The organism is Mycobacterium sp. ACS1612, from assembly GCF_001667505.1.
GTDB lineage: Bacteria > Actinomycetota > Actinomycetes > Mycobacteriales > Mycobacteriaceae > Mycobacterium.
On the sequence record NZ_LZHZ01000025.1, the window covers coordinates 1 to 25,627 of the forward strand.

The window sequence follows — 25,627 nt, forward strand, 5'->3', positions numbered from 1 at the left end:
GGGTTGGGCGGCGCTGGGGTCATCGGGCCTCTCGGGCTCGTCGGCGCTCGCCGCCGCGAGGGAGGGCGCCCCAGTAGGGACGGGGCCTTCGGTATAGGTGCCGTTGGTGCTTCCGAGCACCACGTTCGTCTTGTTGTCGGTGATCGTGTTGTTGACGATGGTGTAGTTCACGGTCTTCGCGTCGGTCCAGATGCCATAGCGCTTGTTGCCCGTGATGGTGTTCTCGCGGATGGTGGCGGAGTCGACGCGGTACAGCCGGATGCCGTCTCTGGTGTTGTCCTGCAGTCTGTTTCGTTCGATGAACAGGTTCTTCAGCGGCGCGAGGTCGGTTTGGATCCCGGTGTAGACGTTGTGGTGGAAGTAGTTGTCCTGGATGTAGGTGTTGTTGGTGTTGTTCATGGTTCGCAGGCCGTACGTGCAGTTGTAGACCTCATTGTGGTGCACCCAGTTGTTGGGTCCGGAGTTGTCGTGTGCGGTGGTCGTGCCAATGCGGCCGCTGTACTCGCCGAGTTCGATGCCGCCGCCGTTGGGGCTGACGTAGGTGCCGTTTCGGACGCAGTCTTTGACGGTGTTGTAGCGGATCTCGTTGCTGTATTCGTCCTCGCCGTGGAGGTCGATGGCGCCGGACACCGCGCCGGTGACCGTGTTCTTCTCGAGCAGATTGTGGTTGGCGCTGTACTGGATGAGGAGGCCGTGGCGAATGACCGGACCGAGGGTGTTGTTGCGCACCCAGTTGTTCGTGGACCGACTCTGGTCGATGATGACGCCGTAGCCAGAGCCGCCACCGCCCAGTGCACTGGCGTTCTTGATCGTATTGCCGTCCACCAGAACGTGATACGCGTTCTGCAGCAGGATGCCGAAGCGTTGGTGCTTCTCGATGAGCATGCCGGTGACAGCGATGCGGGACGTCAGCGGCCCGCTGCCTTGTTTCCCGAGTCGGACACCGGCCTGGTATTTGTACCCTGAGGAGTACTTGATTCGGCAGTTGGACAAGGTGAGGTTGGTGACGCCGGGGGCCGCGTACAGCACGGCGTGGGGCGCCCAGCTGTATCGTCCTGCCAGCACAGCGTTTTGCGACTGGCAGCGCACCGACACACCGCTCTTCAGATCGATACTGGCCTTGCCGCGCAGGTCGTATGTGCCGTCGGGAATGAAGACTTCGTCGCCTGCGACGGCGGCGTTTATTGCCTTCTGGATAGCGGTCACGTCGTTGTTGGACGAATTATTCGGCGTGGCACCGTAATCGAGGACGTTGATCGTCTTCCCGGTGGGAGGTGCGGGGTTCTCGAATGTGTCGGATAGGCCGGCGTCGATGGCCGCGGCGGCTTTTGGTGGTGCCACTATCGGCGCGGTGGCGAGGGTAAGGGTCAGTGCGCAGGCAAGTGCCGTGAGTCGAATCTTCGCGTTCATCGTCATCTCTACTCGTCGGCTGGGGTGATCGCTGGTGAAGTGACGCGCTGGCAATCACGGCGTCATTCGCGGCATGCGTGACGGCATCGGCGCCGCAAGTGGGGGTGCGGCTCGGTCCTTTCTAGGTGACGGCAGCCAGGGTGCTGAGAGCTTCCTGTGACGATAGTGACTGACGTGGTCAGCGTTATCGCTGAGACTGCTGAAGCGACACGGTTCCGTGACCGTGTCGTAGCCGAATCGAAGCGGTGGAGCCCGACCGGGCGATCTTAGAAGCTGTCCCGCACTGCCGGGGACCGGTAGCGGGGCAACGCGACTACAGGTTTGCTCGCGGCGCGGTCGGCGATCAGGCCGCGGGTCTGGCCGATATCAGTGCTCAGGTGTCGAGCATTACGCCGATGCGTGTTCTCTACGATCAGGCGAGGCCCCCATAGCCCAATTGGCAGAGGCAGCGGACTTAAAATCCGCCAAGTGTCGGTTCGAGTCCGACTGGGGGCACGCGAAAGGGCGGCTCATGATGACTCGAGTTGACCGGAGTTATCGCGGAAAACCTAGACTCCAGCCGCGGTAGATCCAGCCAGACCCCACATGGGGGCTCGGCAGAATCTGGATGTTGTGCCCGTCGCCGTACCCGCGCTTGAGTCCTTGGACGCCGCCGGAGATATACGTCCCATCACCACGGGCAATGTCAATGTGAGCGCCGTACGGGCTCTTGCTGAAGACGAGCGCTCCCCGCGGCGGATTCATGTCGGTGTGTATCTGGCCTTGCCGAAGAAGTGTTTGATACATGGTTTCCGCGGCGCCGTCCCAGCCGTACTGGGCCTGCGACACGCCGTAGGCCCAGGCCACGAAAGCCTCGCATCCGTATGGGCCGAACTGGTCTGACCCGAGCGCGCTTTCGGCCTTCGCGATCGCGTCCTCCGCTCCGGGAATCGTCTCAGCCGAGGCACTAGGTGCGAATAGAAGTGCCGCGGCAAGCAGGGTGGCGGAAAGCAACAGATAGGTTCGGGCGTTCAACTTGTGGCTCCGTTTCCGGCGTGCATCCTTGGGCGCGTGATCCGCACCGGCTTGTGCGAGATTTCAAATCCTTCCAGCATTCTTCAGGTGGTGCTCAACGTACCCACCGCGCGGTAGTCAAAACTGCTGAACAATTGGACCTCAACCCTCAGAAGTTCACGCCCGATGGACGGTGATGGACACGTTAGAGTCGGCGCGTGAGCGTTTCGATCCCGGCGCCTTTCGCCGATGTCATTCGGGTCGGAACGGTTCCAATCGCCGAGCCCGCCCATCGCTGACGAGTGACCGCGGTGACGACCGCCTGCCCGGTACTCCCGATCGATTCGAGCGGGGTCCGCGAACGAGGTATCTTCCGCTCCATGGCAGCATCGCCGACACCCCTGACGATCATGTTCTGGCCGGAATCGGCGTACGGGCCGACGAACCAGTGCATCGGACTTGCCGCGATCCTTCGCGATCGCGGGCACACCATCGTGTTCGCCGCCGAGAGTTCGTGGGCGGGCAAGCTGGCCCCGTTCGGCTTCATCGAGGAACTCGTCGACCTGGCTGAACCGCCGGCGGACGCGGACGAGCAGGACGCGGGCGCGTTCTGGACCGACTTCATCACCGAGACTGCTCCGGAGTTTCGCAAGCCGACCATCGAACAGCTCGGGTCGTTCATCCAGCCCACGTATCAGGCGCTCATCGACGGCGCCAAATTCTGCGAGCCCCGACTGCGCGAGATCATCGCCACTCACCGACCCGATGTCCTCGTCGAGGACAATGTGGTGCTCTTCCCGGCGCTCACCACTTCGGGCGCGCCGTTCGTGCGCATCGTGTCCTGCAGTCCGTTGGAGATCAGTGGGCCCGATGTGCCGCCGCCGTTCTCGGGACTGCCCAGCGCCGATCGGTCCCAATGGGACGCCTACCGAGCCGAATTCGAGCGCACCCACCGCGCGATGTGGAGCGACTTCAACTCCTGGGTGCAGGCGCAGGGTGCCGCCGCGCTGCCCGATCTCGAGTTCATGCCTCGCGGTGGAGCGTCCAATCCCGCCGCCAACCTCTACGTCTATCCGGCCGAGGCCGACTATCTCGAGGCGCGCCCGCTCGACGACAGCTGGGTGAGAATGGATTCCAGCGTGCGCGAGACCGACGAGGACTACGTCATCCCGCCAGCGCTGGCCGACCGACCTGACGACAGTGCCCTGATATACCTGTCGCTGGGCTCGCTCGGCGGCGCCGACGTCGAACTCATGCAGCGCCTGGTCGACATCCTCGGCACCACCCGGCACCGGTTCATCGTCAGCAAGGGTCCGCAGGCGGATCGGATCACGCTGACGGACAACATGATTGGCGCGCAGATGGTTCCGCAGACGAAGGTCATTCCGCAGGTCGACCTGGTGATCTCGCACGGCGGCAACAACACCGTGACCGAGACTCTGCACTTCGGCAAGCCTTTGATCGTGCTGCCATTGTTCTGGGACCAGTACGAGAACGCGCAGCGGATCGACGAACTCGGCTTCGGCGTGCGGTTGAACACGTATGGGTTCGCCGACGCCGAATTGACCGATGCCGTCGAGCGGCTGCTCAGCGATACCGCGCTGCGCACCCGGTTGGCCGAGCAGGGCGAAGCGATCCGCGCCCGCGACGGCTTGCGGGTCGGGGCCGACGTCATCGAGCAGGTCGGTGCAAAGTACCGGGCATCGCTTGACTGACGCTGACGACGTCATCGACGCGTTGGAACTTGCTGAGGGCAAACGGCTTTCGGTGCTCTCAAACCAGGCTGCCGTCCCGATGGTTCGCGATGGCTCGGGGCGGTGGCGGCGCGCTCATCCCGGCGACGGCGCCGCCGAGGCGTTGTTGGCCCTTCTGTCCACGGTCGACGAGAGTCGCATCGGTGACTTCTCCGTGCGCTCGTGGGTGCGGTGCGGGGCCGTCGCCGAGCGCTCCGTCGGTGTAGACCAGACCAACGAGTCCGTCATCGTCGGCGACGCCGCCGTGGTCAAGTGGGCGACCCACTTGCAGCAGGGACCGCATCCTGCGCCGCACCGGATCAGCGTGCTGCGCGACGCCGGATTCGATGGGATGCCCGCGCCCTGGGGAGTGGTCACCTGGCGAGCGCCCGACGGTACGGAGACGTTGGTCGCCAACGTGGACGAGTATCTACCCGACGCCGTCGACGGCTGGACCTGGGCCGTCGATCTGCTCACCCAAGCGGCTCGCGAACATCGCCCCCAAACGGCCACCGACACCATTCGCCAGCTCGGTCGTCTGATCGCCGACATGCACGACCACCTGAGCGCGACGACCACAACCGCCTCCGCGGAGGACGCGGACCGGTGGCGTGAGTCCGCGATCCACACCCTCGAAATCGTCTGCGCACTCGATGATTCAGCCTGCGTCGAGTTGACGCGCAGCCGCCGCGACGACATTGCATCCGCATTCGAGGGCCTCGGCGAATTCGCGGGCACTCCCGTCATCGAGGGCCACGGCGACCTGCACGTCGGTCAGGTCCTGCGCAGCGGCGAGCGCCTCTTGGTCACCGACTTCGACGGCAACCCCGTACTGCCTGCCTCGCAACGGGCGTTGCCGATCCCCGCAGCACTCGACGTGGCCGGCATGACCCAGTCGCTGGCGCACGCGGCGATCGTCGCCGCCAGATACACCGAACTCGACCCCGCGGCGCTTGCCGCGGTCGACGCCGTGGTGCGGGAGACGTTCTTAGGCGCTTACGCCTCGACCCTGCACCATCCCGAGTTGTACGACCCGGAACTGCTCAGGCCCTTCCGGCTGCAGCAGGTACTTCGGGAGATTGTCTATGCCGCACGCCATCTTCCTCGCTGGATGTATGTGCCTGATGCCGCCTTACCCGCACTGCTGGGGGACGCCATATGAAGCCCGATGGGTTCGCAACCGACCTCCAGCGCAAGCCCGAGGTGTTGCGGCGACTCGCCGCGACGCTGGAGTCGGGCAACCCGTGGGCGCAGGTTGTTCCGCGCGACGTCGAACGGGTGGTGCTGATCGGGATGGGGTCGTCGGCCTACGCCGGTGGGGTAGCTGCGGCGAGGATGCGGGCGGCCGGGCTGGTCGCCACGTCCGAATTGGCTTCGTCGCAACTGCTTCCGGCCTGGGACACCCGCACGCTGATCGTCGCCACGTCGGCCAGTGGCGGATCCGCCGAGACCTTGGATGCGCTGGGCCGGTTACCCGCACGAGTTCATGCCGTCGCCTTGACGAATACGCCGGGGTCGCCGGTCGCCGAGCATTGCGACGCGACCGTCATGCTCGACGCCGAACCGGAAGTCGGTGGCGTGGCGTGCCGCAGCTATCAGCACACGCTCGCGTTGCTCATGGCGTTGGAGTGTCAGCTCCGCGGCGCGAGTACCGGCCATCTAGCGAGTGTGATCGCGGCGGCGGCGGAAGCGTCCGCGCACCTCATCGCCACCGAATCCGATTGGCGCCAACGAGCTTCAGAGCCATTGCTCGGCCCGGACGGTACTCATTTGGCCGCCCCGGCACACCGACTGTGCTCCGCCCAACAAGGCGCGCTGATGCTCCGGGAAGGACCTCGCCGCCCCGCTGTCGCCTGCGAAACCGGCGATTGGAGCCATGTCGACGTCTATCTCACCAAGACCACGGATTACCGGCTTCTCGTCTTCGCGGGTTCCGAATGGGAGCCGCAACTGGCCGATTGGACGCAGGCGCGTGGCAGCACTGTCGTCGCGGTTGGCGGCGCTGTGCGCGGCGCGCAGTACGAGATCCGCTATGCCGGTGACACCCATGACGACGTCAGACTGCTCACCGAGGTTCTGGTGCCCGAACTGGTCGCGGCCGCTGCATGGCGGTCGACCGTCGACGAAAGCTAGACGACGCCTTGTCTTTCGGTGCTACCCAGGCGGTTTGAACCTCGGATGACTCGGTGGCGCTGTTGCAGGACCTGACCATGGGGCAGATGGCCGATGTCGTGGTGAACTCGGCCGGACGTGGATCCGGAGCGCAATGGGTCTCGTGTCTAGGAGAAGAGGCCTGGTCGCGAAGCGGTGTTCACTCGATCAGGTCAACGATGGCTGGCGTGATCTGGACCGGGGAAGCGTTGTGCGAGCGGTCGTCTCGATGTGATCAGCGGTGCAGGAAGTAGACCACGAGGCGTGGTGGGCCGTCGAGCGTCGAGACACGAAACCAACACCTCGGAACGCAACCCGACGACCCAGCTGAGCACGGCTTCGCACATACGTTGGGCCGAAAGCCCATGGTGTGTATCGGTGCACTGGCATGAAAAGCACTGACCCACAACGGAACCCACCGCGGCGGCGGTGACTTCGCAGGTCAGGCGGTGTAACCTGAAGGTCTGCTACTTATACAGAACTGGCGGCCGAGACAACCCGACAACTGGGAACGGCGCACTGAACGGCCGCCATGCGTGTTGTTCAACGGGATCGAACTCGACAGTTGAAATACCCGACGCTTCCTTTTCGTTTGAACCAAAGACCGAACAATTCCCATTGTCCGCGCGTCATGCGCGAGCAGTCAAACCCGTAGCTCTTGAAGCGCGCTGCAGGAGGTAACGCATGAATGACATGGGATCGCCCCCACCGCTGACCATCGTTCGGCCTGGCGAAGGCAGGGCAGGCAATCTAGGCCCGATCGGTGCGGTGTTCAAGCTGTGGGGCGAGGACACCGGCGGCGCGGTGGCTATCGTGGAGCACCCGTTCCCTGTGGGTGCGCTCGTTCCACCGCACCTACATACCCGGGAAGATGAATACTCGATCGTCATGGAGGGCGAAATCGGTTTTCGCTCAGGTGATCGTGAGGTCGTGCTCGGCGCAGGCGGCTACATCACGAAGCCGCGAGGCGAACTGCACACGATGTGGAACGCGGGTTCCACCCCTGCGCGCATGATCGAGGTGATCAGCCCAGCCGGCTTCGAAAAGTTTTTCCGCGACCTCACTGACCTGACGGTCGAGGGTGCCCCACCCTTCGAGGCAATCGCGACACTTGCCGAGGCTTACGGACTGCAGTTCGGCGAGCCCCCGTGGCTACCCGACATCATCGCCCGATACAACCTCACCCCGCCGTGACGGTGGGTACGCCCGCGCTTCAATCACTAAACGCGCCACCCGTCGCTGAAGCTACATTTATCAGGCGATCTCGATAGCTGACACCGCATCGGCCGGTGAAGACCGCGGGCACTTCAAGGTCACGAGGACGGCCGTCGCGGCCGCGAGTGTCGGAATTCGTCGGGATCTACCGGGCGTTTCTTCTTGGGAAGCCCTTCGACGACAAGCAGGTACGACTCGGTGACCAGATTGTCGACAAGTCGTGGTTCGATGCCGCCACCGGGATGAAGCGTGATCCAGTGCTCCTTGTTCATGTGGTACCCCGCGGTGATCTGCTCGTGGGCTTCGCGCAGGAACTTCGCATCGGCGGGATCAGCCTTCAGGATGACGACTGGTTCCCCGGGCATCGCGGTGTGCAGCATGAACACCTTGCCGCCAACCTTCCACAGGTCCCAGTCGCCGGAGGCCTGATGAGTACGCTCCGCGCCGGGGAGCTCGTCAGCACGGGTGGCCGACCGCGCCTGCAGCCGCGTGTCATGTTCCATTGTGATGCTCCTGGTGGTCGCGCCGCGGAGGCTCACGAGGCCGAGCCGACACGGCGCCGGGGTCCTAAAGGAAGGTGAACAGACGGTCGGGGTTCAACCTTGAGATCTGGGTCGTATAGGCCTTCTCCTGATGCGGGTAGCCCAGCCCCATGAGAAGCGTTGTCGTGTAACCAGTCCCGACAATTCCGAACGCCTCATCGACGCTGTCCCGGTCGAAGCCCTCGAAAGGTGTCGCCTCGACACCGAGCGCGGCGGCGGCCATCATCGTCATTCCGACAGCCATGTAGGTCTGCTTCTCCATCCAGTGGTCCAAATCCTTGAACTTCGAGGATCGAATGTTGAGGAAGTCTCGGGTCATGAATTCCCATAGCTCCTGCTTCGCCAGGTCGGGGAAGCGGCCGTCGGCCCGCTCTTTGGCAAAAACCGCATCCATGTGCTCGTCGGGCAGGTCGGTCAGCGTAGTAACGATGATGTCGTGCGACGCGTTCTGGACTTTCTCACCGTTGTCGCTGAAGCGTTCGCCCAAGTTGTTCGCGAGCTTCTCCTTGGCCTCCGGCGTTGCGAGAACGTAGAAATGGTTGGGCTGCACGTTGACCGACGTCGGAGCCGAACGCAGAAAACACAACAGCTGCTGCAACGTCTCTTCCGGGATGGTTCTCGTCGGGTCGAAATACCGGGTGAGGTGCTTGTCCATCAGCTTTGTGAGGTCCATGGGCTTCCTACTTTCTTCGTGAAACGGGTTTGGGTTATAGGCGGGGCGAGATCGTCAGTTCACCGGCTCCGCGAGGCCGCAGCGGTGTAAGCCAGTCATTCGCGCTATCTGTGGCACTCCTTGTTTTGTTTATCGACGGGTGCGAGCGTGATCGCCGATGTAACAGAGCGGCATCGCACTGGCGGCCCGGCGAGGATATCACGAAATGGACTAAAAGGTCCTTTCAATGCGTTCATTCCCGACCTCTCTGGCGTCCCGTTGGGCTTCGTCGCCAAGGCCTGCTGAACTGTCCGGATCGAAATGGCATTTCTCTGGTCAAGAGCCACCGGTTCAGATGTGCAACCGGGCCTTGCCATCGCCGATAGCCAAGGCACACACGATGATTCGTAATTCTTGGCGTATCCTCGCCCCTTATGGGTGTCATACCGATCCGCATCGTCGGAGATCCCGCTCTGCATACTCCCACCCGCCTGGTCTCCGTCAGCGCCGACGGGTTGTTACCGCTCGGTCTTGCGCATCTCATCGGAGATCTGTACGACACGCTCGCGGCATCGAAAGGAGTTGGCCTGTCGGCCAACCAGATCGGAGCCGACCTTCGCGTCTTCGTCTATGACTGCCCGCGAGCGCGTGCGGAATCCGCACGCATCCGGGGTTGCGTTGTCAACCCGGTGCTGGAGACTGCCGATTGGCCTGCGGGTCCACCCGATCCGGTCAGCGACGAGGAGGGCTGCCTATCAGTGCCGGGGGAGAAATTTCCGATCGCCCGCGCAAACTGGGCACGGGTCACCGGATTGGATGCGGACGGTGAGCCAGTCACGGTGGAGGGCGCTGGACTGATCGCGCGGATGCTGCAACACGAAGTCGGGCACCTCGACGGTGAGCTATACATCGATCGCCTGGCACCTCCCTACGCCGTCCGCGCCTCCGACGCTGTTACCGCACATGGCTGGGGGGGCCCGGGGCTTTCCTGGACGCCCGGTGTCGACCCGAATCCATTCGCCGATAACACGCGATAGTGGATTTCTGAACAGAGGCAGTCGCCACCAAGGCAGTTGCGTTGACCCCATCCGGCTGTGCGCGGGCGTCACGGTCGCTTTACCGCAGGTTTGGGAGTCGATCGAGCTGTCCACCATGACGAGCCTTTGTCAGCCATTGATCAGGTCGACGATGTGGCCGAAGTCCAGGTTTGATGCGAGCGCCGTGAGGTCTCCCTCGACTAGCCTCGCGGCCGCCTCTCGGGAGGCTCCGAGAGCGTGGGTGTAGGGGTCGACGCCAAGGCTGATTCGACGCACACCGATCGTCTGCAGTTCCGCGAGTGTAGCGGCATCGTGCGGGCTCACTAGGACATTGACCGGTTTGGGGGCGACAGCGTTGATGACTGCGCTAATCGAGGCGCGATCAGGCAGATTCGGTGCGTAAAGGACGTCAGCTCCTGCCTCCGCGAACGCGGCGAGGCGGCGGATGGTGTCGTCGAGGTCGGAAATGCCCCACAAGAAGTTGTCCGTACGGCCGGTCAAGACGATCCGTCCGCGCGCAGCTGCGGCGGCAGCCTCGATGCGGCGAACCGCATCATCGAATTCACGAATCGGCTTGGTGGGGTCACCGGTGGTGTCCTCGACTCCGATGCCAGCCAGACCGTGAGCGATTGCTGCCTCGACAGTGGCCCGGACGTCTTCGGGCGTCTCGCCGTAGCCGTCCTCGAAGTCGCCGTTGATCGGAAGTCCACTCACGGAGGTGAGTAGCGCGGCGTGATCGAGATGCTCGTCACGGCTGACGGCGTGGATGCCGTCGATCCGGCCAAGCGTCGCGGCGAGAACCGCGGATGAGGTGGCGATGGATTTGAATCCGGCTTCCTTGAAGAGCAGAGCCGACGGTCCATCCCATGCGTTGGGCATGATGAATGTTTCGGGAGCGCGGTGGAGTTCGGCGAACTCTTCGTAACGTGCCCGGGCTGCTGCGTCATTCATGGCGGAGCTGTCCTTTCAATGATGCGCGAAGTTCTATCCAGTGAGATGGGAAGTGCGAGAGACGGGGATGACCCACGCCGCGGATGTGGGCATGTGTGCTGGAATGTGGCGCCGCCGTTTCGCCTGTGGCGATATGTCTTCGCTGCGCCTGGTCGGCAACCAAGCCATGTTTTCGTCCGAGGTGGTCCATGAGTCAACCGCGCTTGCTCCGGGCCATGACGACCGGGCCGGTCTCTGGGGCTGCCGTAGATACCGCCATAGTTCCACGTCTTTCAGATGCTTGATATCGCTCGACCTCGAGCCAATCACCGTGGTCTTCGGCGGTCGGGCGGTCGTTGTGCCGTCGGGTCTGGACTGACTGGAAGTTGTTCTTGCTCTTCACCAGAGCTTCTCGCGAACAGGGTGAATAGTCATCACCCTCGGCACCTGTTCACCCGGGTGACTCCTACGGGTCCACCTTCGTCGCAGCCCTTGGGCCGGTAATTAACGCGCACTATGGGTCAACCGCAAGGTCAGGATCCTCACGCGGATTGTGGGGCAGGTCGACGGGTCACAGTGGGACTACCGGCCATTCGTTGTTGACGCGAGCCATGATGTTGAAGTAATTGGTCAGAGTGTTGAGCGCCAGGTTGGCCACGAGTTCTCCGACCTCTTCCTCGGTTACGCCGGCCTGACGCGCGGCGCTGATGTCGGATTCGTCGACGTCGCCGAAGTTGGCAGCGATGGTGTTCGACAGTTTCAGAAGAGCGGCTACGTGTGGATCGTCAGATTCGCACCTGCGAGCCTTCGCCAGTTCGGCCGCATCAACCTTGTTTATGGTTGCACCGACGTAGGTGTGCGACGACAGGCAGTACTCACATCCGTTGAATTCAGCCGAGGCGATGGCCAGACGCGTACGGGTGCCCGCTGGAATGGTCCCACCGGCTACTGCGGTGAACAAGGCGAGGTAACTCTTGAGTAGAGTGGGGCTGTTTGCCATCACTTTCGTCATGTTCGGGATGGAGCCCAACGTCTTCTTTACCTGGTTTAAGAGGTCGGCGGCTTCGCCGTGCGCTGCACCGGGCTCGATGGGGGTGAAGTAGGTCATTGCGGGTTCCTCTCGTAGGGATCGACGTCTAATGGGCGTGAGGGACAAATCGATTCGCCTCCATGCTCACGAGCTCTTTGTTCCTGCCCTTCTGCAGTAAGTGGGCAAGTTCGGATGACGAACCTCGCCGGCCCTGGAAGCCGTTCCTGTACAGCGCGAGAGCCTGACTTTCGCTGAGGCCGACCCCGACCACCTGAGGCTCGGTGTGAATAACCTGCAGCATGTCGTCGTAATAGCGGTCGATGGTGATGCCCCTGACGTCCATCTGCGGACCCATCGAGTGGCCGCGCTGCACCTGATGATCAACGCCTCACGATGTGGCTATCGGGACGTCTGGACCCCAAGTCTAACCTTGCACGGACCATATAGTCCACTAAATCTTTCCCTGTCCGACGACCAACGCCTCGAGTTGGCTTCCGACCAATCGAGCACAGGCTGCGCGAATCCTAGTGTGCAAGAGGAATATCGATGATGAGCAGAACATCGTCGTCGAGACCCACGGTCTTTGGGTCTACGCACAGCGAAGGCTTTGCGCTCACCCGGGTGAATTAGCTCGTGGGGTGATTCGGGGGTTGCTTGACCGAGCGCTCGGGTCCGCACTAGAAAGGATGCGCCTCGGGTCCGGTACTACGGAAGCCGTGTTGGTTGGTTAAATCGGTGATCAGTCAAAGCTTTAGGTACTGCTGGAGCGGGTCTGCGACCTCGGCCTCGAGCACGTCAGCGTACAGCCGCAGGCCGCCGCTGCGACGAGCGCCGACGAAGCCGCCAGTAGCGTGGGACGCGATTGCCGTTGGTAAGCTCGTCCGTCTCGCTTGCTAACCGGCGCGGTCTCCAGACGGATCCGGGTCGCAGCCGTATCGCCGACGTTCGGGCGACTGTTCGAGGGTGAGCGGGCGCGGTCGCGGGCTGGCAGTCTAGGAAATTCAAAAGGAAGGCAGACAGGAAATGACGCACACCATCGCCGACTGAAGGGGTAGAAGCATGATCGTGGCGGGCTCGGAATTCCTAGAAAAGCAGCGTCTCAGCGTGGAACTCGGAGCGGTGACGGCCCAGCAAGTCATCACCGAAGTCTGATGAGGGATCGCGCCAGACGGTGTGAATATGGTTGACGTCGCGTTGCGCGTTGTCGTACTCCGCAAGCAGGTGTGGTCCCTGTAACCGGTAGTAGTGCGGTTCTCCGCGCTCGAATCCGCCGGCCCACGCGAAGTGCACCTCGTCGAGTTTCGAACCGGCGAACTTCTGCGCTTCGCGCGCAGCGAGTTCGTCCGGAATCCTGGCGAGGAAGACGTCTAGCACCGCGCGTAGCAATTCGCGTTGGCTGGCGTTGAGCGTCAACGCAGCAACACCTTTCGGGACGACGGTGAGGCTGACTTCGTGATGATGTTGCAGTGTTAAGCCGGCTTTGGTCTCGCCACCTTCGTGAATTGCTACGGCCAGGTCGTGGAGTCGCGGTTCAAGTTTTCCTCGCCAGAGGTCCGGAAGGGGGATTACCTCATCGCCCTCCCTGAGCTGTGCGCGATTTCCCCCGACGATGTCAAGCGGCGCTACCGAGCTGATCAGTGCTCTGGCTAGTTGCCCTTCGTCGAGTGAGCGCACCAGCTCGCGGGCGAGGTCCTCTGCCGCGCCCAGAGGCCGCAGTATGTGTCCGCCGAGCAGTGGTGATTCGGCCGGGTCGGCGCCGAGAAAACACGGCGAACTCGATACGACTTCACCGTTGGACACCACGTGCTGAACCGACACGTGGTGTCCGCCGAATCTCCACGACCACGTGCCGTTCAGTCCGGGTTCGCCAAACACCTTGAGCCAGTAGAGCTGCGGATCGCGTCCGCGTTCACGGCCCCAATCGAGCCGCCAGTTTTCGGTCCGGTCGAGAACATTCTCGAGTCCCATGATAGTGGCGGCGGTGGTGTAACCGGGCTGTGAGAGTCCCGCGCTAAGAAGCTGCATCGCTCGTCCCTGTTGGGCCGGACTCATGGTGGCGAGTGGTAGGCCGCCATGGTTGGTGGGGGTGTAATACCATCGGCGCCGCTCGTCATCGGACGGCCATGGATCGGCCGCGGCCCGACGTTGGGATGCCGACAGACTGTCGAGCCATGCGCGTGCCGCATCGACCATCCGCTGCGCGGGTGTGTTGTCCATCCTGTTTACTCCTCGGCGTCTTGCAGAGCGATCTCTACACTACGTGACTGTCGAGGTATCCTATTTGCATACAGAGGATTTGGCGCTATGGGTGGTGGCGCTTCTGAAGCCACAGCTGAGAGGAATGTATCAGCGGCAAACACGTGCTAGTTAGCCGCGCTAGTGCGAAATCGCCAGTGCCGCACGCTGAGTCGGTTGGTTGACCGGAATCCTCACGTTGAGAGTTGTCCGGTGCCCAGGAGGCTTGCGATCGCCAAGTTTCCCGACACATCGTTGACGTTCCCTCCTCAAAGGTATTGCGTGCAGCGTGAATTGAGTGTCTTCTCACACGGCGTTACCGATGGCGTGGATCCGAGTAACGTCGAGAAGGTGACTGCAACAGAACACCATCCCGACAAAGGCGTGAGCTGATGCGCGAGTCGGCGGTGTGAAGTACTACTTAAGTACCGTATTCCTTCGCAGCAGGGACGTTTTAGAGGTAGCTGCCGCCGCCGACGAAATCGGCTTCCACGGTTTGGCAATTGCTGATCATGTGGTCAACATAGAGCAAATTTCGTCGCGGTACCCATACACCGGTGACGGCTGCCGCCGATGGCAGCCTTTCACCGAGTGGCCCGACCCGTGGGTGATGATTGGCGCATTAGCCCACGTGGCTCCCCGATTGCGCTTCGCGACGACCGTCTACATCGCCGCGATGCGTAATCCTTACGTGGCCGCCAAAGCCATTGGAACTGCGGCGCTGTTGTCCGGCGGGCGGGTTGAACTTGGCATCGGTATCGGCTGGTGCGAAGAAGAGTTCGCCGTTATGGGTCAACGATTCGACCGGCGGGGTGCCCGCACTGATGAAATGCTCAAGCTGTTTCGAGCGCTTTGGCAGCCCGGATGGACGGAGTTTGAAGGAGAGTTCTACCGAACACCCAAACTTGAAATGGAACCGAAGCCGCCACCGATACCATTCTTGGTCGGCGGTGAAACACCAGCGGCATTGCGACGAGCCGCTTCCAACGATGGGTGGGTGGGCACCTTCGGCTCTACCAGCGACCGCGCGATCGAGGTTGCTCGGCACCTGCGCGAGTTACGAGCCGGGCAGGGACTGTCGATGGATGGCTTCACTGTCCTCACTCCCCTCGTCGATGCTCGCACGCAGGGTGATTACGAGCGAGCAGAGGCGGCTGGCGTCACACACGCGATAGTGCGCCCATGGCTGCACTACGGCCGCGGTGGCACCAGTGGCGCAGAGATCATCGACGCTATGCGCAGGTTCAGCGACGATATCGACCTGACCGGCTGACCTACCGTGAGCTCGATCCGCCGACCGTCAGAGTTCGTCGGCACGATTGCCAAGGCGTCGCGACCGGACGACGAATCCCGTCCGGGTCTTACGAGTGTCACGAACCTAGACAACCTGCGCTGTGCCCAGCGTTCAGTCCTCGACACTTTCGCCTGCACCCCGCGGCTGCCAGCCCGCCAGCAGGCGTTCCATGTCGGTCACGCCTTCATCGAATACGTCTCGGCGGGCTCGCGGACCACACGCCTGCAACAGCCGGGTGAAGTCCCCGGCGGCTTTCGTGATCCGCTCGGACAGGCCGGCCGTCCCTTGCTGAGCACCGAAGTCGTCAGTCGCGGCGTAAACACCCGTGGGCGACACGACCGCATGTAGGTAGGAAAACATCGGCCGCAGTGCGTGTTCCAGCACCAAGGAATGTCGCTCGGTACCGCCGGTCGCTGCGATCAACACTGGCATGTCCGAGAGCGCTTCCTCTGGCAGCACATCGAAGAAGGACTTGAACAGCCCGCTATAGGAGGCGTTGAAAGCCGGGCTCACCGCGATCACCCCGTCGGCATCGGTGATTGACGCGAAGGCGGATTCCAGTTCAGGAGAGGCGAATCCGGTCAGCATTGCATCTATGATCGGTCGTGCGAGCGGGCGCAACTCGATCACGGAGGCATCGGTGGCCAGGTTCTGGTCACTCAACGCTGCCTCGACTGCCGCGGTGATTCGGTCGGCCAGCAGCCTGGTCGACGACGGTTCACGCAACCCGCCGCTGATCACCGCCAACTTCGTCATGACTGGACTTCCTCGCCGCTGACCGCCGCCTGGACCAGCGCTGCGTGGGTAGGGGCGTCGGGCACATGGTCCGGTCGACCGACCGAAAGTTCCTTGCGCAGCACCGGAATTACGTGTTCTCCAAGCAGATCGAGTTGCTCCAACACCACTTTCAACGGCAGTCCGGCATGATCGATGAGGAACAACTGCCGCTGATAGTCGCCGGCGTATTCCCTGAAACCGAGCGTTCGGTCAATCACCTGCTGCGGCGAACCGACGGTCAACGGGGTCTGCGCGGTGAACTCCTCCAGACTCGGGCCGTGCCCGTAGACGGGTGCGTTGTCGAAATAGGGCCGGAACTCGGCGACGGCGTCCTGACTGTTCGGCCGCATGAAGACCTGTCCGCCGAGACCGACGATCGCCTGATCGGCGGTGCCATGTCCATAGTGCTCGAACCGCTGCCGATACAACTGCACCATCCGTTTGGTGTGCAACGGAGGCCAGAAGATGTGGTTGGCGAAGAAACCATCGCCGTAGAACGCCGCCAATTCGGCCACCTCGGGTGTTCGGATGGAACCGTGCCAGACGAACGGCGGGACGCCGTCCAGCGGTCGCGGTGCCAGCGTGAAGCCTTGCAGCGCCGTGCGATACTCCCCGCTCCAATCGACGACCGTCTCTCGCCACAGTCGCCGCAGCAGCCTGTAATGCTCGACGGTCAACGGGATCGCCGCACGGATGTCCTGACCGAACCACGGGTAGACCGGCCCGGTGTTGCCGCGGCCAAGCATCACGTCCACCCGGCCACCGGACAGATGCTGCAGCACACTGAAATCCTCGGCGATTTTCACCGGATCGTTCGTGGTGATCAATGTGGTCGAGGTGGAAAGGATTAGCCGCTCGGTCTGCGCCGCGATGTAGCCCAACAGGGTGGTCGGCGACGACGGCACGAACGGCGGGTTGTGGTGCTCGCCGGTGGCGAACACGTCGAGACCCACCTCTTCGGCCTTCTTCGCGATTTCGACCGTGGCCCTGATGCGCTCGGATTCCGTGGGCGTGTCACCGGTCGTCGGGTCCTGCGTGACGTCTCCGACCGTGAAAATCCCGAATTGCATGCCTGACAAAACGCCCCTCGGCCCCTTTTTGGATGCGGCGCATCCGACGGCAACGCGGCCACGGTGCCAGCGAAGACGTTACGCCTGGCTCAAAGGGCGCGGGGAGTCGTTGACCGAACGAGCGCCGAGTCGTACTAGCGGGCCCGGCCGAGCCGCCACTTGGTCTTCTTCGGCGTCTGGTAGAGGTCATGTGTCCAGGCCTCCATCATGTCCTCGGCCTCACCGGTGACGGGGTTGTTCGTCACCTGCCATCCAAGGCTCTCGATGTGCGCTGTGCACCACCGGATCAACGAGCCGTCCGCACCGATCTCCTGCGCCAGCAGCACCCGCTCGTCGGAACCCAGCTTGTCGCTGAAGGCGTCCATACAGTTCTTGACCCGCCAGTAGGGGACGGCGCCGTCGAACTGTCGGCACAGATCCAGCAGTTCCTTGCGAGCCTGCGCGAGGAAAGGCGTCAGCGGTGTCTCTTCGGCGTCGCCGTGCACCTGGGCCGGCACATCGGCGGGCGGGGTGTCTTCGGGTCCTGCCAACGCGCGGTATTTGATACGCAGCTCTTCCAGTTCCGCCGTGGCGGTCTCGGCTCTCTCGCGCCACCATCTGAGGTGGTACTCGACCAACTTCGACTCACAGGCCGCGCAGACCGGTGCCGGCGGCCCGGCCGCCGGATCCAGCGGGGTCGGATTCGCGACAGCGGCCCCGCAGAGCGCCTGGTCATCGCGGCGGTTCAGATAATCCTGGTGGTGCACTACCGACGACGAGGTTTCCCGCAGATAGGTGTGGGGTGGTTCCACAAGGCGAACGTAGTCGACGGGTGCCACGACTCTCACCGGTTCTGTCAAATGTCCAGTGGCTCAACCTGATCCGAATGGCTGGTCAGGGTTGTATCGACGCGGGGGGACCTGGCGCCACGCCGGCGGCCGCAGGTCGCAGGCGCGCGATGATGCCGTCGAGGTCGAGGCGGAACATGTCCGGCCGGAAGATGTGGCCACCCGGCACCTCGTGCGGCTCATGCGGGATGCCGGCCGCCCTCAGCCGGTCGCGGAACTCCCGCTGACCGGCGAGCACCTGCGTCTCGTTGACGCTGTCGAACCAGTTGAGCGGATCCGGACTGGTGCCTGCGACCAGGAAGATCCGCTTGTTGCGGTAGCTGTCGATGCGCTCGATCGGGTTGTCGGCGCTGACCCGCGCCTGGTCCCACAGGGGCGCGCCGTAGACCGTGCCGCCGGCCAGGTCCAGGACCGCCGAGGTGATGTTGGCCCAGTGCACCACCAGGCCGAAGTCGCGCCGCAGGCTCGCCGGGCCGGAGTGCGAGCTGACCGACGCGAAGTGGCCGTAGTACTTGGCCGCGTACTTGAGCGCGCCGAACCCGCCCATCGAGAACCCGCCGACCGCGCGCCCGTCGTACTCGGCGTATGTGCGGAAATTCGCCTCGATCCAGGGCAGCAGTTGGGCGATGTGGAACGTCTCCCAGTTCCGCGGGCCGACGAACGAGGTGACCGGATTGGAGTACCAGCCTGCCTGCCCGCCGTCGGGCATCACGACGATGATCGGCTTACCGGCTGTCAGCTCGCGGATCCCGAGGAAATCGAACTGGCGGAAGTCGGCCGCGCCGCCGTGGAACATGTAGAGGACGGGATAGGTACGTCCGCTGGTGCGGTAGTCGTCGGGCAGCAGGACGTTGACGCCGGGGTTCCAGCCGATCGCCGCGGTCTGGAACCGGTAGTACCACAGCCGGGGATCGTTCTCGTTGCGGTCGACGATGCGTAATCCGAACCCGTCGCTGCGGCCGACGAAGATCACCAGCTTGTGCCCGACGTTGATGACGGCGGGGTCGGCGATCCCGTTGACAGCGGCGATCAGCGGATAGAACGCGGTGTCCCCGTAGAAGCGCAACGCCAAGGCGGACAACGTGTCGCCGGGCGCAACGGTGTACCTGGTGATGTCCGGGATGATGAGTTGCTGACCAGCGTTGAGGGGGCCCGACTCGGCGATGCCGGTGGCGTCTGCGATCAACTTGTCCAGTTCGGCGTCACCGTAGAACCTCGACGCCAACTCCGGCAGCGTGTCCCCCGTAGCCACCGAGTACCTGGTGAAGTCGGGCATCACGAGTCGTTGCCCCACGTTGATCAAATTCGGATTCGGGATGCCGCTGGCGGTGGCGATCAGCCGGTACAGATTCGCGTCGCCGTAATAGCGCAATGCCAAGGACGACAACGTTTCCCCGGCGACAACCGCGTGTGTTCTGACCATTGATTCGCTCTCTCTGTGGCACTGGCTCTGGCACTCGAGGTGGTGCTGTCGCGATTCGCTGTGAAGCAATCCGTGGCACTCGAACTGACCGAAATCCTATCCGGAAACTGCGACACCGTCGGCGATTCGGCGGTTACGCCGTTGAGTGATCTTGATTTCGGATGTCCGGAGCGACCATCGGCAATGTTTCGCCGACTCAGCAACTTTCGGGAACAGGCACGGCTGCCATGACTGCGACTGTGCCGGCGACGTTTGCCTCGTCGGCGACAGCTAACCATCGCAAAGTTGTCGAAACGATTGAGGCACAGCATCTTTCTCGGGTATCCCTGCGCGCGGTGCCTGTCCGATACGCTCGCCGTTGAGGCCGGTGTGTTGTCCAAGAAGGGAAATCGGTGGCTCAGACAGGACCGTGGACCGGCGACCCGGTGTGGCTCGCCGACGTGCTACGCGCCGAAAATGTCCGGCTCGTCGAGTATCCGGGGTGGCGCGATCGCGGGCACGGCGACTTCAAGGACATCCGCGGCGTCATGGTGCACCACACCGGATCCGACACCGCGAGCGCGGCGTCCATCGCCAACGGCAGACCGGACCTGCCCGGCCCGTTGTCGCAACTGCATCTCGCGCGTGACGGCACGGTGACCGTCGTCGCGGTCGGTGTCGCATGGCACGCCGGTGTCGGCATGTACCCGTGGCTGCCGACCAACATGGGCAACTGGCACATGATCGGCATCGAATGCGCCAACAGCGGAACCAGCCCGACCGCGCCGCACCGCACCAACTGGCCGGACGCACAGTACGACGCCCTGGTGCGTTGTTGCGCCGCCATCAATCGCCGGCTGGCACAGAACTCCAGTCGGACCATCGGTCACAAGGAGTACGCGGGCCGTTCACAGGGCAAATGGGATCCGGGCGCGATCAACATGGACCTGCTGCGCGGCGACGTGCAGATCCAGATCGGTGCGATCGACAAGCCGGCGCCCACGCCGAGACCCCCGGTGCCGGTCGGCGAGTACGCCCACGTCCTGCTGTTCCGCGGTTCCGAGGGGCCGCAAGTCGCGCAGTTGCAGCGTCAACTCAAGGAGGACTACGCGGCGTACGCCGGACACCTCGTCGTCGACGGAATCTACGGCCCGCAGACCGAGGCTGCGGTCAGGGAGTTTCAGCGCCGCACCCGTGGCTTGAAGGTCGACGGCGTCGTCGGTCCGCTCACCGCGGCCGCCATGAAGCTGCGGCTGGTGCCGCCGGTGCAGGCAGCCTGACTCACCACCAGTAGTGCGGGTACTTCGCCCGGTTGATCTTGTTGCCCACCACGCCCACGGCGACCAGAATGGTTGCCGCCGTGCTGATGAGGAGCACGAATTCCCAACGCGGTATGGCAGGTGCCACGCCGATCATCGCGGTCGCCGCCGCGGGGGAATGCGGCATCCGGATCAGCTTCATCACACCCAGGGCCAGCGCACCGGCAAGCGCGCCACCCCACAGCGCGTTGACGCCGACCGCACCGACGAGCACTCCGACGATCGCGGACGCCATGTGACCGCCGATCACATTGCGCGGTTGGGAAAGCGGGAAGTGTGCACCACCGATGACCAACGCCATGCTGGCCGCCAAAGGCGGAATCAGCCACGGCTCGCGGGTCAACGCGGTCAGCGCGGCCACGATGCCCAGCGCCACCAGACTGACGACTGTCTCGACAACGATGACGACGAATCCCTGCCTTGGCGGCGCTGAACTCGCATACCAGGGCGAACTGGTCGGGGCTGGCGCCTCGGCCTGCGTCACGGAAACCTCCCGAATGGTCAAGCCGTCCTGGAGAAAGTTAGGTTGCCGGTTTACCTGTCCGCAACAATCCCGCGATTCACGCTAGTTATCAAGTGGCGCAACGGATGTCGACAGCGTTTGCGGTTACCTTCCGGCAGTTGATTCACGGGGGTTATCGCCCCTTGTCGTGGCGACAAACCGGCGATCTTGCGCCTGCTCGGCGCTGGTAGCCCACTCGGCGAGCAACTCTTCGAACTCGTCGTCTAGCGATTTCCGGTTCCGCTTGCCAACCCGGGCGACCTCGGCGATCAGCGCGACGGTTGCGAACTGCGCGGCCCCCAGCGCCAGCAGTGGCCACACCGCGCCCGCTGCCACGACCATGCCCACCCGACCGGCGCGCCCCTGAGCGGTCAGCGGCAGGCCGATCGACGTGACGGCCCAGCCGATCACGTAGCAGTACAGAACTGTGTGGGTCACTCTTCGGCTCCTTGAGCGGGGCCGGTCTGGCCTCGTGCTGCCCAGTGTGGAACCGGCTCCTTGGCAGATCCTTGGGGACTGCCAAGCTCGTTTGCTGAAGAGATGGATCGCAAAACCGCTGATGCGTTGAATTTCTGCCGTTTTCGCACATTCGTTCCCCGCGGATGCGAGAGTGGCGCTGGGTCGGGGATGCATCAGAAGTAATTAGGGGAGCAATGGGTGCATCCGCGTATGTAGGCCGCGTTGGCGGGCTGGCCGTGGCTCTGGGGGTGGGCGTGGCCGTAGCTACTGGTAATGGCGTTGCCTCGGCGAGTCCGTCGACGACGGGTTCGTCGCCATCGGATACGTCGACGTCGGCCGATACGTCGGCGCCTGCCAAGACGTCGACCACGGAATCGAGCACCAAGGTCGACACCGACGGCCTCGAACCGAAGGGGCAGGTGGAGCCGACGCCCGCCGCCGAACCTGAAACCAAGGCGGCGGGGTCCGAAGCGGACGACGTCGACGATGCGAAGGATGCGCCGCCGACACGCAAATCGCACAAACCCAAGAATGTCCAAATACGCATCGCGAAGAAGCCGGCCACCGACCTCACGAAAAAGTCGTCGGTCAGCGAGGCGCCGCCCACGTCGGCCCTCGCCACCACTGCCCCGGTCAGCGACACCAGCGATGAGCAGCCGGTCGTGCAGCGAACCATGGCGGCCCCCGAGCCCGTCACATTCACAGACGTCGCGGTGGTCGCGATTCAGGAAGTCCGGCCCAAGGTCGCAACTACTTCGCGGCCGTCGTTCGTGCAGCGCGCGGTGTCCAGCATCGTCTCTCAGGTGTTGTCCGCTGTCGGTCTCGGCTCGCTGGCGTCGAACGCCCCGGGCGGTCCGAGTTGGTCGCCACTGGGACTGGCGCTGCTCGCACTGGGGGCGCGCCGAGAAACGGAGCAGACGCTCGCGGCCGTGCGGACGACGAGCACCGGAACGCCGGCGGCCGCGTTGGCGCTTGTCCCGACCGCGGCGGTGACGTCGGAGCCCGCCACCACGCGGACTCCCGTGGCAGTCAGCGGCAACACCCAATTCATCGAGTTTGTCACTGGCGCAGGCAATTTGAACGATACGCAGAAGCGTTTCGGCATCGGGGGAACCGACCTGGGCATCATGTGGGACAACGGGATCGCAGACGATCCGGCCACCGAAGTCAACGAGCACCAGGTGTTGATCGCATTCGGTGACACGTTCAGCAGCAGCTTCCCGGTTCGCTCAGGTATCTGGCGGATGAACACGCTGTTCCGCAGCACGGATACGACGCTGTCCAACGGCATGTACATCCCCGACGGGATTCCGCATGACCCGGGGATGTACAGCGGTTCACCGATGAGCGACCCCAACTTCTCGCGGGAGATCATCGGGCACCCCCGGTATGCCATCGGACCGGAGGTGACGATCATTCCGACCGCCGCGATCTCGGTGCCCGGTGCGGGCGCCAACGGCGCGACGCGGCAGTACATCAGCTTCATGTCCGTCAGGTCCTGGGACACCCCGGGAAGCTGGACGACGAACTACTCGGGGATCGCGTATTCCGATGACAACGGCCAGAATTGGCGATCCGAACTGGTGCCGTCGTCGTCGATCCGCACGGCCGCATCCGGTCGCTCGACGGTGCCGTACGTCTCGGGGAACCAGAATTTCCAGCAGAACGCATTCGTCAAACCGCCTGCGGGCTCGCAGGAAGCCGCCGAGGGCTGGGTCTACATGTACGGCACGCCGTCGGGCCGTAACGGCACGGTGTACGTGTCGCGGGTGAACCAGTACCAGATCATGGACCAGACGAAGTATCAGTACTGGAACGGGTCATCATGGGTGGCGAACAAGCCGTCGGCGGCCAAGCCGATCTTGCCGGGGACCACCACCAGTTTCTACGGCTTCTTCAAGTCGACGACATATCCCAGCGCCGGTGAGATGTCGGTGCAGTACAACCCCTACTTGAAGAAGTACGTGATGCTCTACGCCGACAAGAACAACAACGTCGTGATGCGCACATCGAATACGCCGCAAGGGACATGGTCGGCGCCGACGGCGCTGGTGACGTCGACGAAGGTGCCGGGCTTGTACGCGCCGATGATCCATCCGTGGTCCGGCACCGCCGATCTGCCGCAGTCGGAAAGCCAATACCTGTATTGGAACCTGTCGACGTGGGGTGACTACCAAGTGAGGCTGATGCGCACGGACCTGACCAAGGTTTGATAACAAGCCGGTCAACCGGAGCGCGTCGGCGGCGCCACGCCGCTATCCCGCTGCTAGCTTGCCGACGTGACGTTACGGCTCGGCAGAATCTGCGGCGTGCTCCTGGCGGCACTGCTGCCGGTATTCGCCTCGATCGCAGTTGGCACACCGACGGCCGCGGCGTATTCACGCCAGGGGCTGCCCGTCGAGGATCTCGAGGTGCCCTCACCGTCGATGGGGCGCAACATCAAGGTGCAGTTCCAGGGCGGTGGGCCGCATTCCGTCCTGCTGCTCGACGGGCTTCGGGCTCAGGACGACGCCAACGGTTGGGACATCAACACCGCGGCCTTCGAGTGGTTCTACCAATCCGGCGTCTCGGTCATCATGCCCGTCGGCGGGCAGTCCAGCTTCTACTCGGACTGGTATCAGCCCGCCACCGGGAATTCGGGCACGCTGACCTACAAATGGGAGACGTTCCTGACACAGGAATTGCCTGCCTGGCTCGCGGCCAATAAGGCGCAGGCGCCGACAGGAAACGCCGTTGTGGGGCTTTCGATGTCGGGCAGTGCCGCGTTGACGCTGGCGATCTGGCATCCGGCGCAGTTCATCTTCGCCAGTTCGTTGTCCGGTTATCTGAACCCGTCGATGGGGTTGTGGCCCACGCTGATCGGGTTCGCGATGAAGGATGCGGGGGGCTACAGCGCCGCGAACATGTGGGGGCCGACATCCGACATCGCTTGGCGCCGCAACGATCCGATGGTCAATATCAACACATTGGTGGCCAACAACACCGCGCTGTGGATCTACTGCGGCAACGGTGTCACCTCGGAACTGGACGACGGCGCGAACTTCGGCAATCAATACAGTGCGCAGGTGCTGGAGAACATAACGTTGTCGACCAACAAGGAGTTTCAGCAGAAGTATCTCGCGGCGGGCGGTCGCAACGCCGTGTTCCACTTCCCGACAGACGGCACCCACAGTTGGGGGTACTGGGGTTCACAACTGCAGGCCATGAAGCCGGACCTGGTGCGCATCATCAGCGCCCCACCGCCCCCTCCGCCTCCGGTTGCGGCTCCGGCACCCGTTCCGGCTCCGGCTGTGGCTCCGGCGGGCTAGCCGAAGTGCGTGCGCGGGCGCGGGAGTTGCACACCGTCGACGGTGATGTCGAGCTTCTCGTTGTAGAAGGCGACCATGCTCGTGACCGGCGCGACCGCTTGCAGCGGGTAGTCGTAGGTCCACGCGAGGTCGCGATGAACGGCATCGCCCGCCCGCACTGACCAGTAGCCCGACGTCACGCCCTTGTACGGGCACAGCGTCTGGGTGTCCGACGGCTCCAAATGCTCGAAGGCGACGTCGGTGCGGTCGATGTAATATCTTGTCGGCAAACCTGTTTCGAACACCAGCACCGGACTGCCCGTTTCGGCGAGCAACACGCCGTCCAGCGCGACCGTGACATGACGGTGTGACCGAAGCGCATCCACCCGAACGTAGGGATTACGGGGATGCCCCCAGATCGGCTCATCCTCCTCGTACCAGTGCAGTCGGTCCCACTCGAAGCGCACCAGTCCGGCCACCGGTCCGTCACCGTCGTCGAACACGCGCGCCGCAGACTCGTGGGTCTGGGCGTCGTCGACCAACGAGAACGTGCGCGACGGCCCGAGTTGCACCCGCTGCGGGTGGTTTTCGTCGCGTAGGAACTCGGCCCGCACGTCGGCGAGCGGGATGTAGTACTGCGGGTAGTACGGGAACTCCCAGACATAGCGCGCCGAGGTCGTATCGAAGACCAGCTGATTACCGAGGAAGCCGCGGACCCGTCGCGGTGCCGGCTCGACGCGTCCGCGGGCCGCGGCCATCTGC

General features: G+C 63.5%; 25 protein-coding genes and 1 tRNA gene. 11 read left to right on the forward strand and 15 right to left on the reverse strand.

All coding sequences use genetic code 11. The annotated features are described in order from the left end of the window. Positions 1 to 1,416 (reverse strand): nitrous oxide reductase family maturation protein NosD (locus A5724_RS09955; protein WP_197518606.1); only part of this gene is annotated, 1,416 nt, incomplete at its 3' end. A gap of 415 nt (positions 1,417 to 1,831) precedes the next feature. Between A5724_RS09955 and A5724_RS09960 the strand changes: the two genes are divergently transcribed. Then, a tRNA-Leu gene (locus A5724_RS09960) sits at positions 1,832 to 1,905 on the forward strand. 39 nt (positions 1,906 to 1,944) lie between these two features. Here A5724_RS09960 and A5724_RS09965 read toward each other — a convergent pair. Then, positions 1,945 to 2,424, reverse strand: coding sequence for a hypothetical protein (locus tag A5724_RS09965; protein WP_067800128.1), 480 nt, complete (start codon positions 2,422 to 2,424; stop codon positions 1,945 to 1,947). Positions 2,425 to 2,783: 359 nt separating this feature from the next. On the opposite strand from A5724_RS09965, the gene A5724_RS09970 reads away from it, so the two are divergent. The 4 genes from A5724_RS09970 to A5724_RS09985 all read left to right on the forward strand — a co-directional run bounded on the left by A5724_RS09970 (position 2,784) and on the right by A5724_RS09985 (position 7,481). Next, the gene (locus A5724_RS09970) at positions 2,784 to 4,118 is read left to right on the forward strand and encodes a glycosyltransferase (protein ID WP_067800442.1); all 1,335 of its coding nucleotides are present in this window, start codon (positions 2,784 to 2,786) and stop codon (positions 4,116 to 4,118) included. Continuing rightward, positions 4,111 to 5,298, forward strand: coding sequence for a glucosamine kinase (locus A5724_RS09975; protein ID WP_232004767.1), 1,188 nt, complete (start codon positions 4,111 to 4,113; stop codon positions 5,296 to 5,298). Before A5724_RS09970 ends, A5724_RS09975 begins: the two co-directional genes overlap by 8 nt. Beyond that, positions 5,295 to 6,269 (forward strand): SIS domain-containing protein, encoded by a 975-nt coding sequence (locus A5724_RS09980; RefSeq protein WP_067800131.1) that lies wholly within the window; start codon positions 5,295 to 5,297, stop codon positions 6,267 to 6,269. The genes A5724_RS09975 and A5724_RS09980 overlap by 4 nt, the downstream gene beginning before the upstream one ends. A gap of 711 nt (positions 6,270 to 6,980) precedes the next feature. Next, positions 6,981 to 7,481 carry a cupin domain-containing protein gene (locus A5724_RS09985; protein ID WP_067800448.1) on the forward strand — a complete coding sequence of 167 codons (501 nt, stop codon included), beginning with the start codon at positions 6,981 to 6,983 and terminating at the stop codon, positions 7,479 to 7,481. Between the two features lie 119 nt (positions 7,482 to 7,600). Here A5724_RS09985 and A5724_RS09990 read toward each other — a convergent pair whose 3' ends face one another. After that, a complete protein-coding gene (locus A5724_RS09990) occupies positions 7,601 to 8,005 on the reverse strand; it encodes an MmcQ/YjbR family DNA-binding protein (RefSeq protein ID WP_067800451.1) in 405 nt (134 codons plus the stop codon). 64 nt (positions 8,006 to 8,069) lie between these two features. Further along, positions 8,070 to 8,699 (reverse strand): nitroreductase family protein, encoded by a 630-nt coding sequence (locus A5724_RS09995; RefSeq protein WP_232004768.1) that lies wholly within the window; start codon positions 8,697 to 8,699, stop codon positions 8,070 to 8,072. A gap of 431 nt (positions 8,700 to 9,130) precedes the next feature. Here A5724_RS09995 and A5724_RS10000 point away from each other — a divergent pair, with 431 nt between their 5' ends. After that, positions 9,131 to 9,733: a peptide deformylase gene (locus A5724_RS10000; protein ID WP_067800136.1), complete on the forward strand. Its 603-nt coding sequence runs from the start codon at positions 9,131 to 9,133 to the stop codon at positions 9,731 to 9,733. A 129-nt stretch (positions 9,734 to 9,862) separates the two neighbouring features. Here A5724_RS10000 and A5724_RS10005 read toward each other — a convergent pair whose 3' ends face one another. From A5724_RS10005 to A5724_RS10025, 4 genes are all read right to left on the reverse strand, one after another. Continuing rightward, positions 9,863 to 10,684 (reverse strand): isocitrate lyase/phosphoenolpyruvate mutase family protein, encoded by an 822-nt coding sequence (locus A5724_RS10005; RefSeq protein ID WP_067800139.1) that lies wholly within the window; start codon positions 10,682 to 10,684, stop codon positions 9,863 to 9,865. 550 nt (positions 10,685 to 11,234) lie between these two features. Next, entirely contained in the window at positions 11,235 to 11,771 is a 537-nt protein-coding gene (locus tag A5724_RS10015; protein WP_082964948.1) for a carboxymuconolactone decarboxylase family protein, read from the reverse strand. 28 nt (positions 11,772 to 11,799) lie between these two features. Next, entirely contained in the window at positions 11,800 to 12,036 is a 237-nt protein-coding gene (locus A5724_RS10020) for a hypothetical protein (protein WP_156752215.1), read from the reverse strand. 740 nt (positions 12,037 to 12,776) lie between these two features. Further along, a complete protein-coding gene (locus A5724_RS10025; protein ID WP_067800148.1) occupies positions 12,777 to 13,910 on the reverse strand; it encodes a DUF3500 domain-containing protein in 1,134 nt (377 codons plus the stop codon). A gap of 427 nt (positions 13,911 to 14,337) precedes the next feature. On the opposite strand from A5724_RS10025, the gene A5724_RS10030 reads away from it, so the two are divergent. Beyond that, positions 14,338 to 15,201 (forward strand): TIGR03619 family F420-dependent LLM class oxidoreductase, encoded by an 864-nt coding sequence (locus A5724_RS10030; protein WP_067800151.1) that lies wholly within the window; start codon positions 14,338 to 14,340, stop codon positions 15,199 to 15,201. A 132-nt stretch (positions 15,202 to 15,333) separates the two neighbouring features. On the opposite strand, the gene A5724_RS10035 is transcribed toward A5724_RS10030, so the two are convergent. The 4 genes from A5724_RS10035 to A5724_RS10050 all read right to left on the reverse strand — a co-directional run bounded on the left by A5724_RS10035 (position 15,334) and on the right by A5724_RS10050 (position 19,319). Further along, positions 15,334 to 15,978: an FMN reductase gene (locus A5724_RS10035; protein WP_067800154.1), complete on the reverse strand. Its 645-nt coding sequence runs from the start codon at positions 15,976 to 15,978 to the stop codon at positions 15,334 to 15,336. After that, positions 15,975 to 17,069 carry an LLM class flavin-dependent oxidoreductase gene (locus tag A5724_RS10040; RefSeq protein WP_067800157.1) on the reverse strand — a complete coding sequence of 365 codons (1,095 nt, stop codon included), beginning with the start codon at positions 17,067 to 17,069 and terminating at the stop codon, positions 15,975 to 15,977. Before A5724_RS10040 ends, A5724_RS10035 begins: the two co-directional genes overlap by 4 nt. Before the next feature lie 134 nt (positions 17,070 to 17,203). Further along, on the reverse strand, positions 17,204 to 17,860 hold the full coding sequence (locus A5724_RS10045; protein WP_232004769.1) for a hypothetical protein: 657 nt from the start codon (positions 17,858 to 17,860) through the stop codon (positions 17,204 to 17,206). A gap of 82 nt (positions 17,861 to 17,942) precedes the next feature. Further along, complete coding sequence (locus A5724_RS10050; protein WP_067800160.1) at positions 17,943 to 19,319, reverse strand: alpha/beta hydrolase-fold protein; 1,377 nt, start codon at positions 19,317 to 19,319, stop codon at positions 17,943 to 17,945. 15 nt (positions 19,320 to 19,334) lie between these two features. Here A5724_RS10050 and A5724_RS10055 point away from each other — a divergent pair, with 15 nt between their 5' ends. Further along, positions 19,335 to 19,550, forward strand: coding sequence for a hypothetical protein (locus tag A5724_RS10055; RefSeq protein WP_067800165.1), 216 nt, complete (start codon positions 19,335 to 19,337; stop codon positions 19,548 to 19,550). A gap of 161 nt (positions 19,551 to 19,711) precedes the next feature. Next, on the forward strand, positions 19,712 to 20,578 hold the full coding sequence (locus A5724_RS10060; RefSeq protein ID WP_067800169.1) for an N-acetylmuramoyl-L-alanine amidase: 867 nt from the start codon (positions 19,712 to 19,714) through the stop codon (positions 20,576 to 20,578). Between the two features lies 1 nt (position 20,579). Here A5724_RS10060 and A5724_RS10065 read toward each other — a convergent pair whose 3' ends face one another. Both A5724_RS10065 and A5724_RS10070 read right to left on the reverse strand, forming a co-directional pair. After that, a complete protein-coding gene (locus A5724_RS10065) occupies positions 20,580 to 21,101 on the reverse strand; it encodes an HPP family protein (protein WP_067800172.1) in 522 nt (173 codons plus the stop codon). Between the two features lie 123 nt (positions 21,102 to 21,224). Further along, a complete protein-coding gene (locus A5724_RS10070) occupies positions 21,225 to 21,557 on the reverse strand; it encodes a hypothetical protein (protein WP_067800176.1) in 333 nt (110 codons plus the stop codon). Positions 21,558 to 21,832: 275 nt separating this feature from the next. Between A5724_RS10070 and A5724_RS10075 the strand changes: the two genes are divergently transcribed. Together A5724_RS10075 and A5724_RS10080 are read left to right on the forward strand one after the other, a co-directional pair. Beyond that, the gene (locus A5724_RS10075) at positions 21,833 to 23,791 is read left to right on the forward strand and encodes a DUF4185 domain-containing protein (RefSeq protein ID WP_232004770.1); all 1,959 of its coding nucleotides are present in this window, start codon (positions 21,833 to 21,835) and stop codon (positions 23,789 to 23,791) included. A gap of 66 nt (positions 23,792 to 23,857) precedes the next feature. Continuing rightward, positions 23,858 to 24,886, forward strand: coding sequence for an esterase family protein (locus A5724_RS10080; protein ID WP_067800182.1), 1,029 nt, complete (start codon positions 23,858 to 23,860; stop codon positions 24,884 to 24,886). On the opposite strand, the gene A5724_RS10085 is transcribed toward A5724_RS10080, so the two are convergent. Then, the gene (locus tag A5724_RS10085; protein WP_067800459.1) at positions 24,883 to 25,623 is read right to left on the reverse strand and encodes a DUF427 domain-containing protein; all 741 of its coding nucleotides are present in this window, start codon (positions 25,621 to 25,623) and stop codon (positions 24,883 to 24,885) included. The genes A5724_RS10080 and A5724_RS10085 overlap by 4 nt on opposite strands. Positions 25,624 to 25,627: the final 4 nt, after the last annotated feature.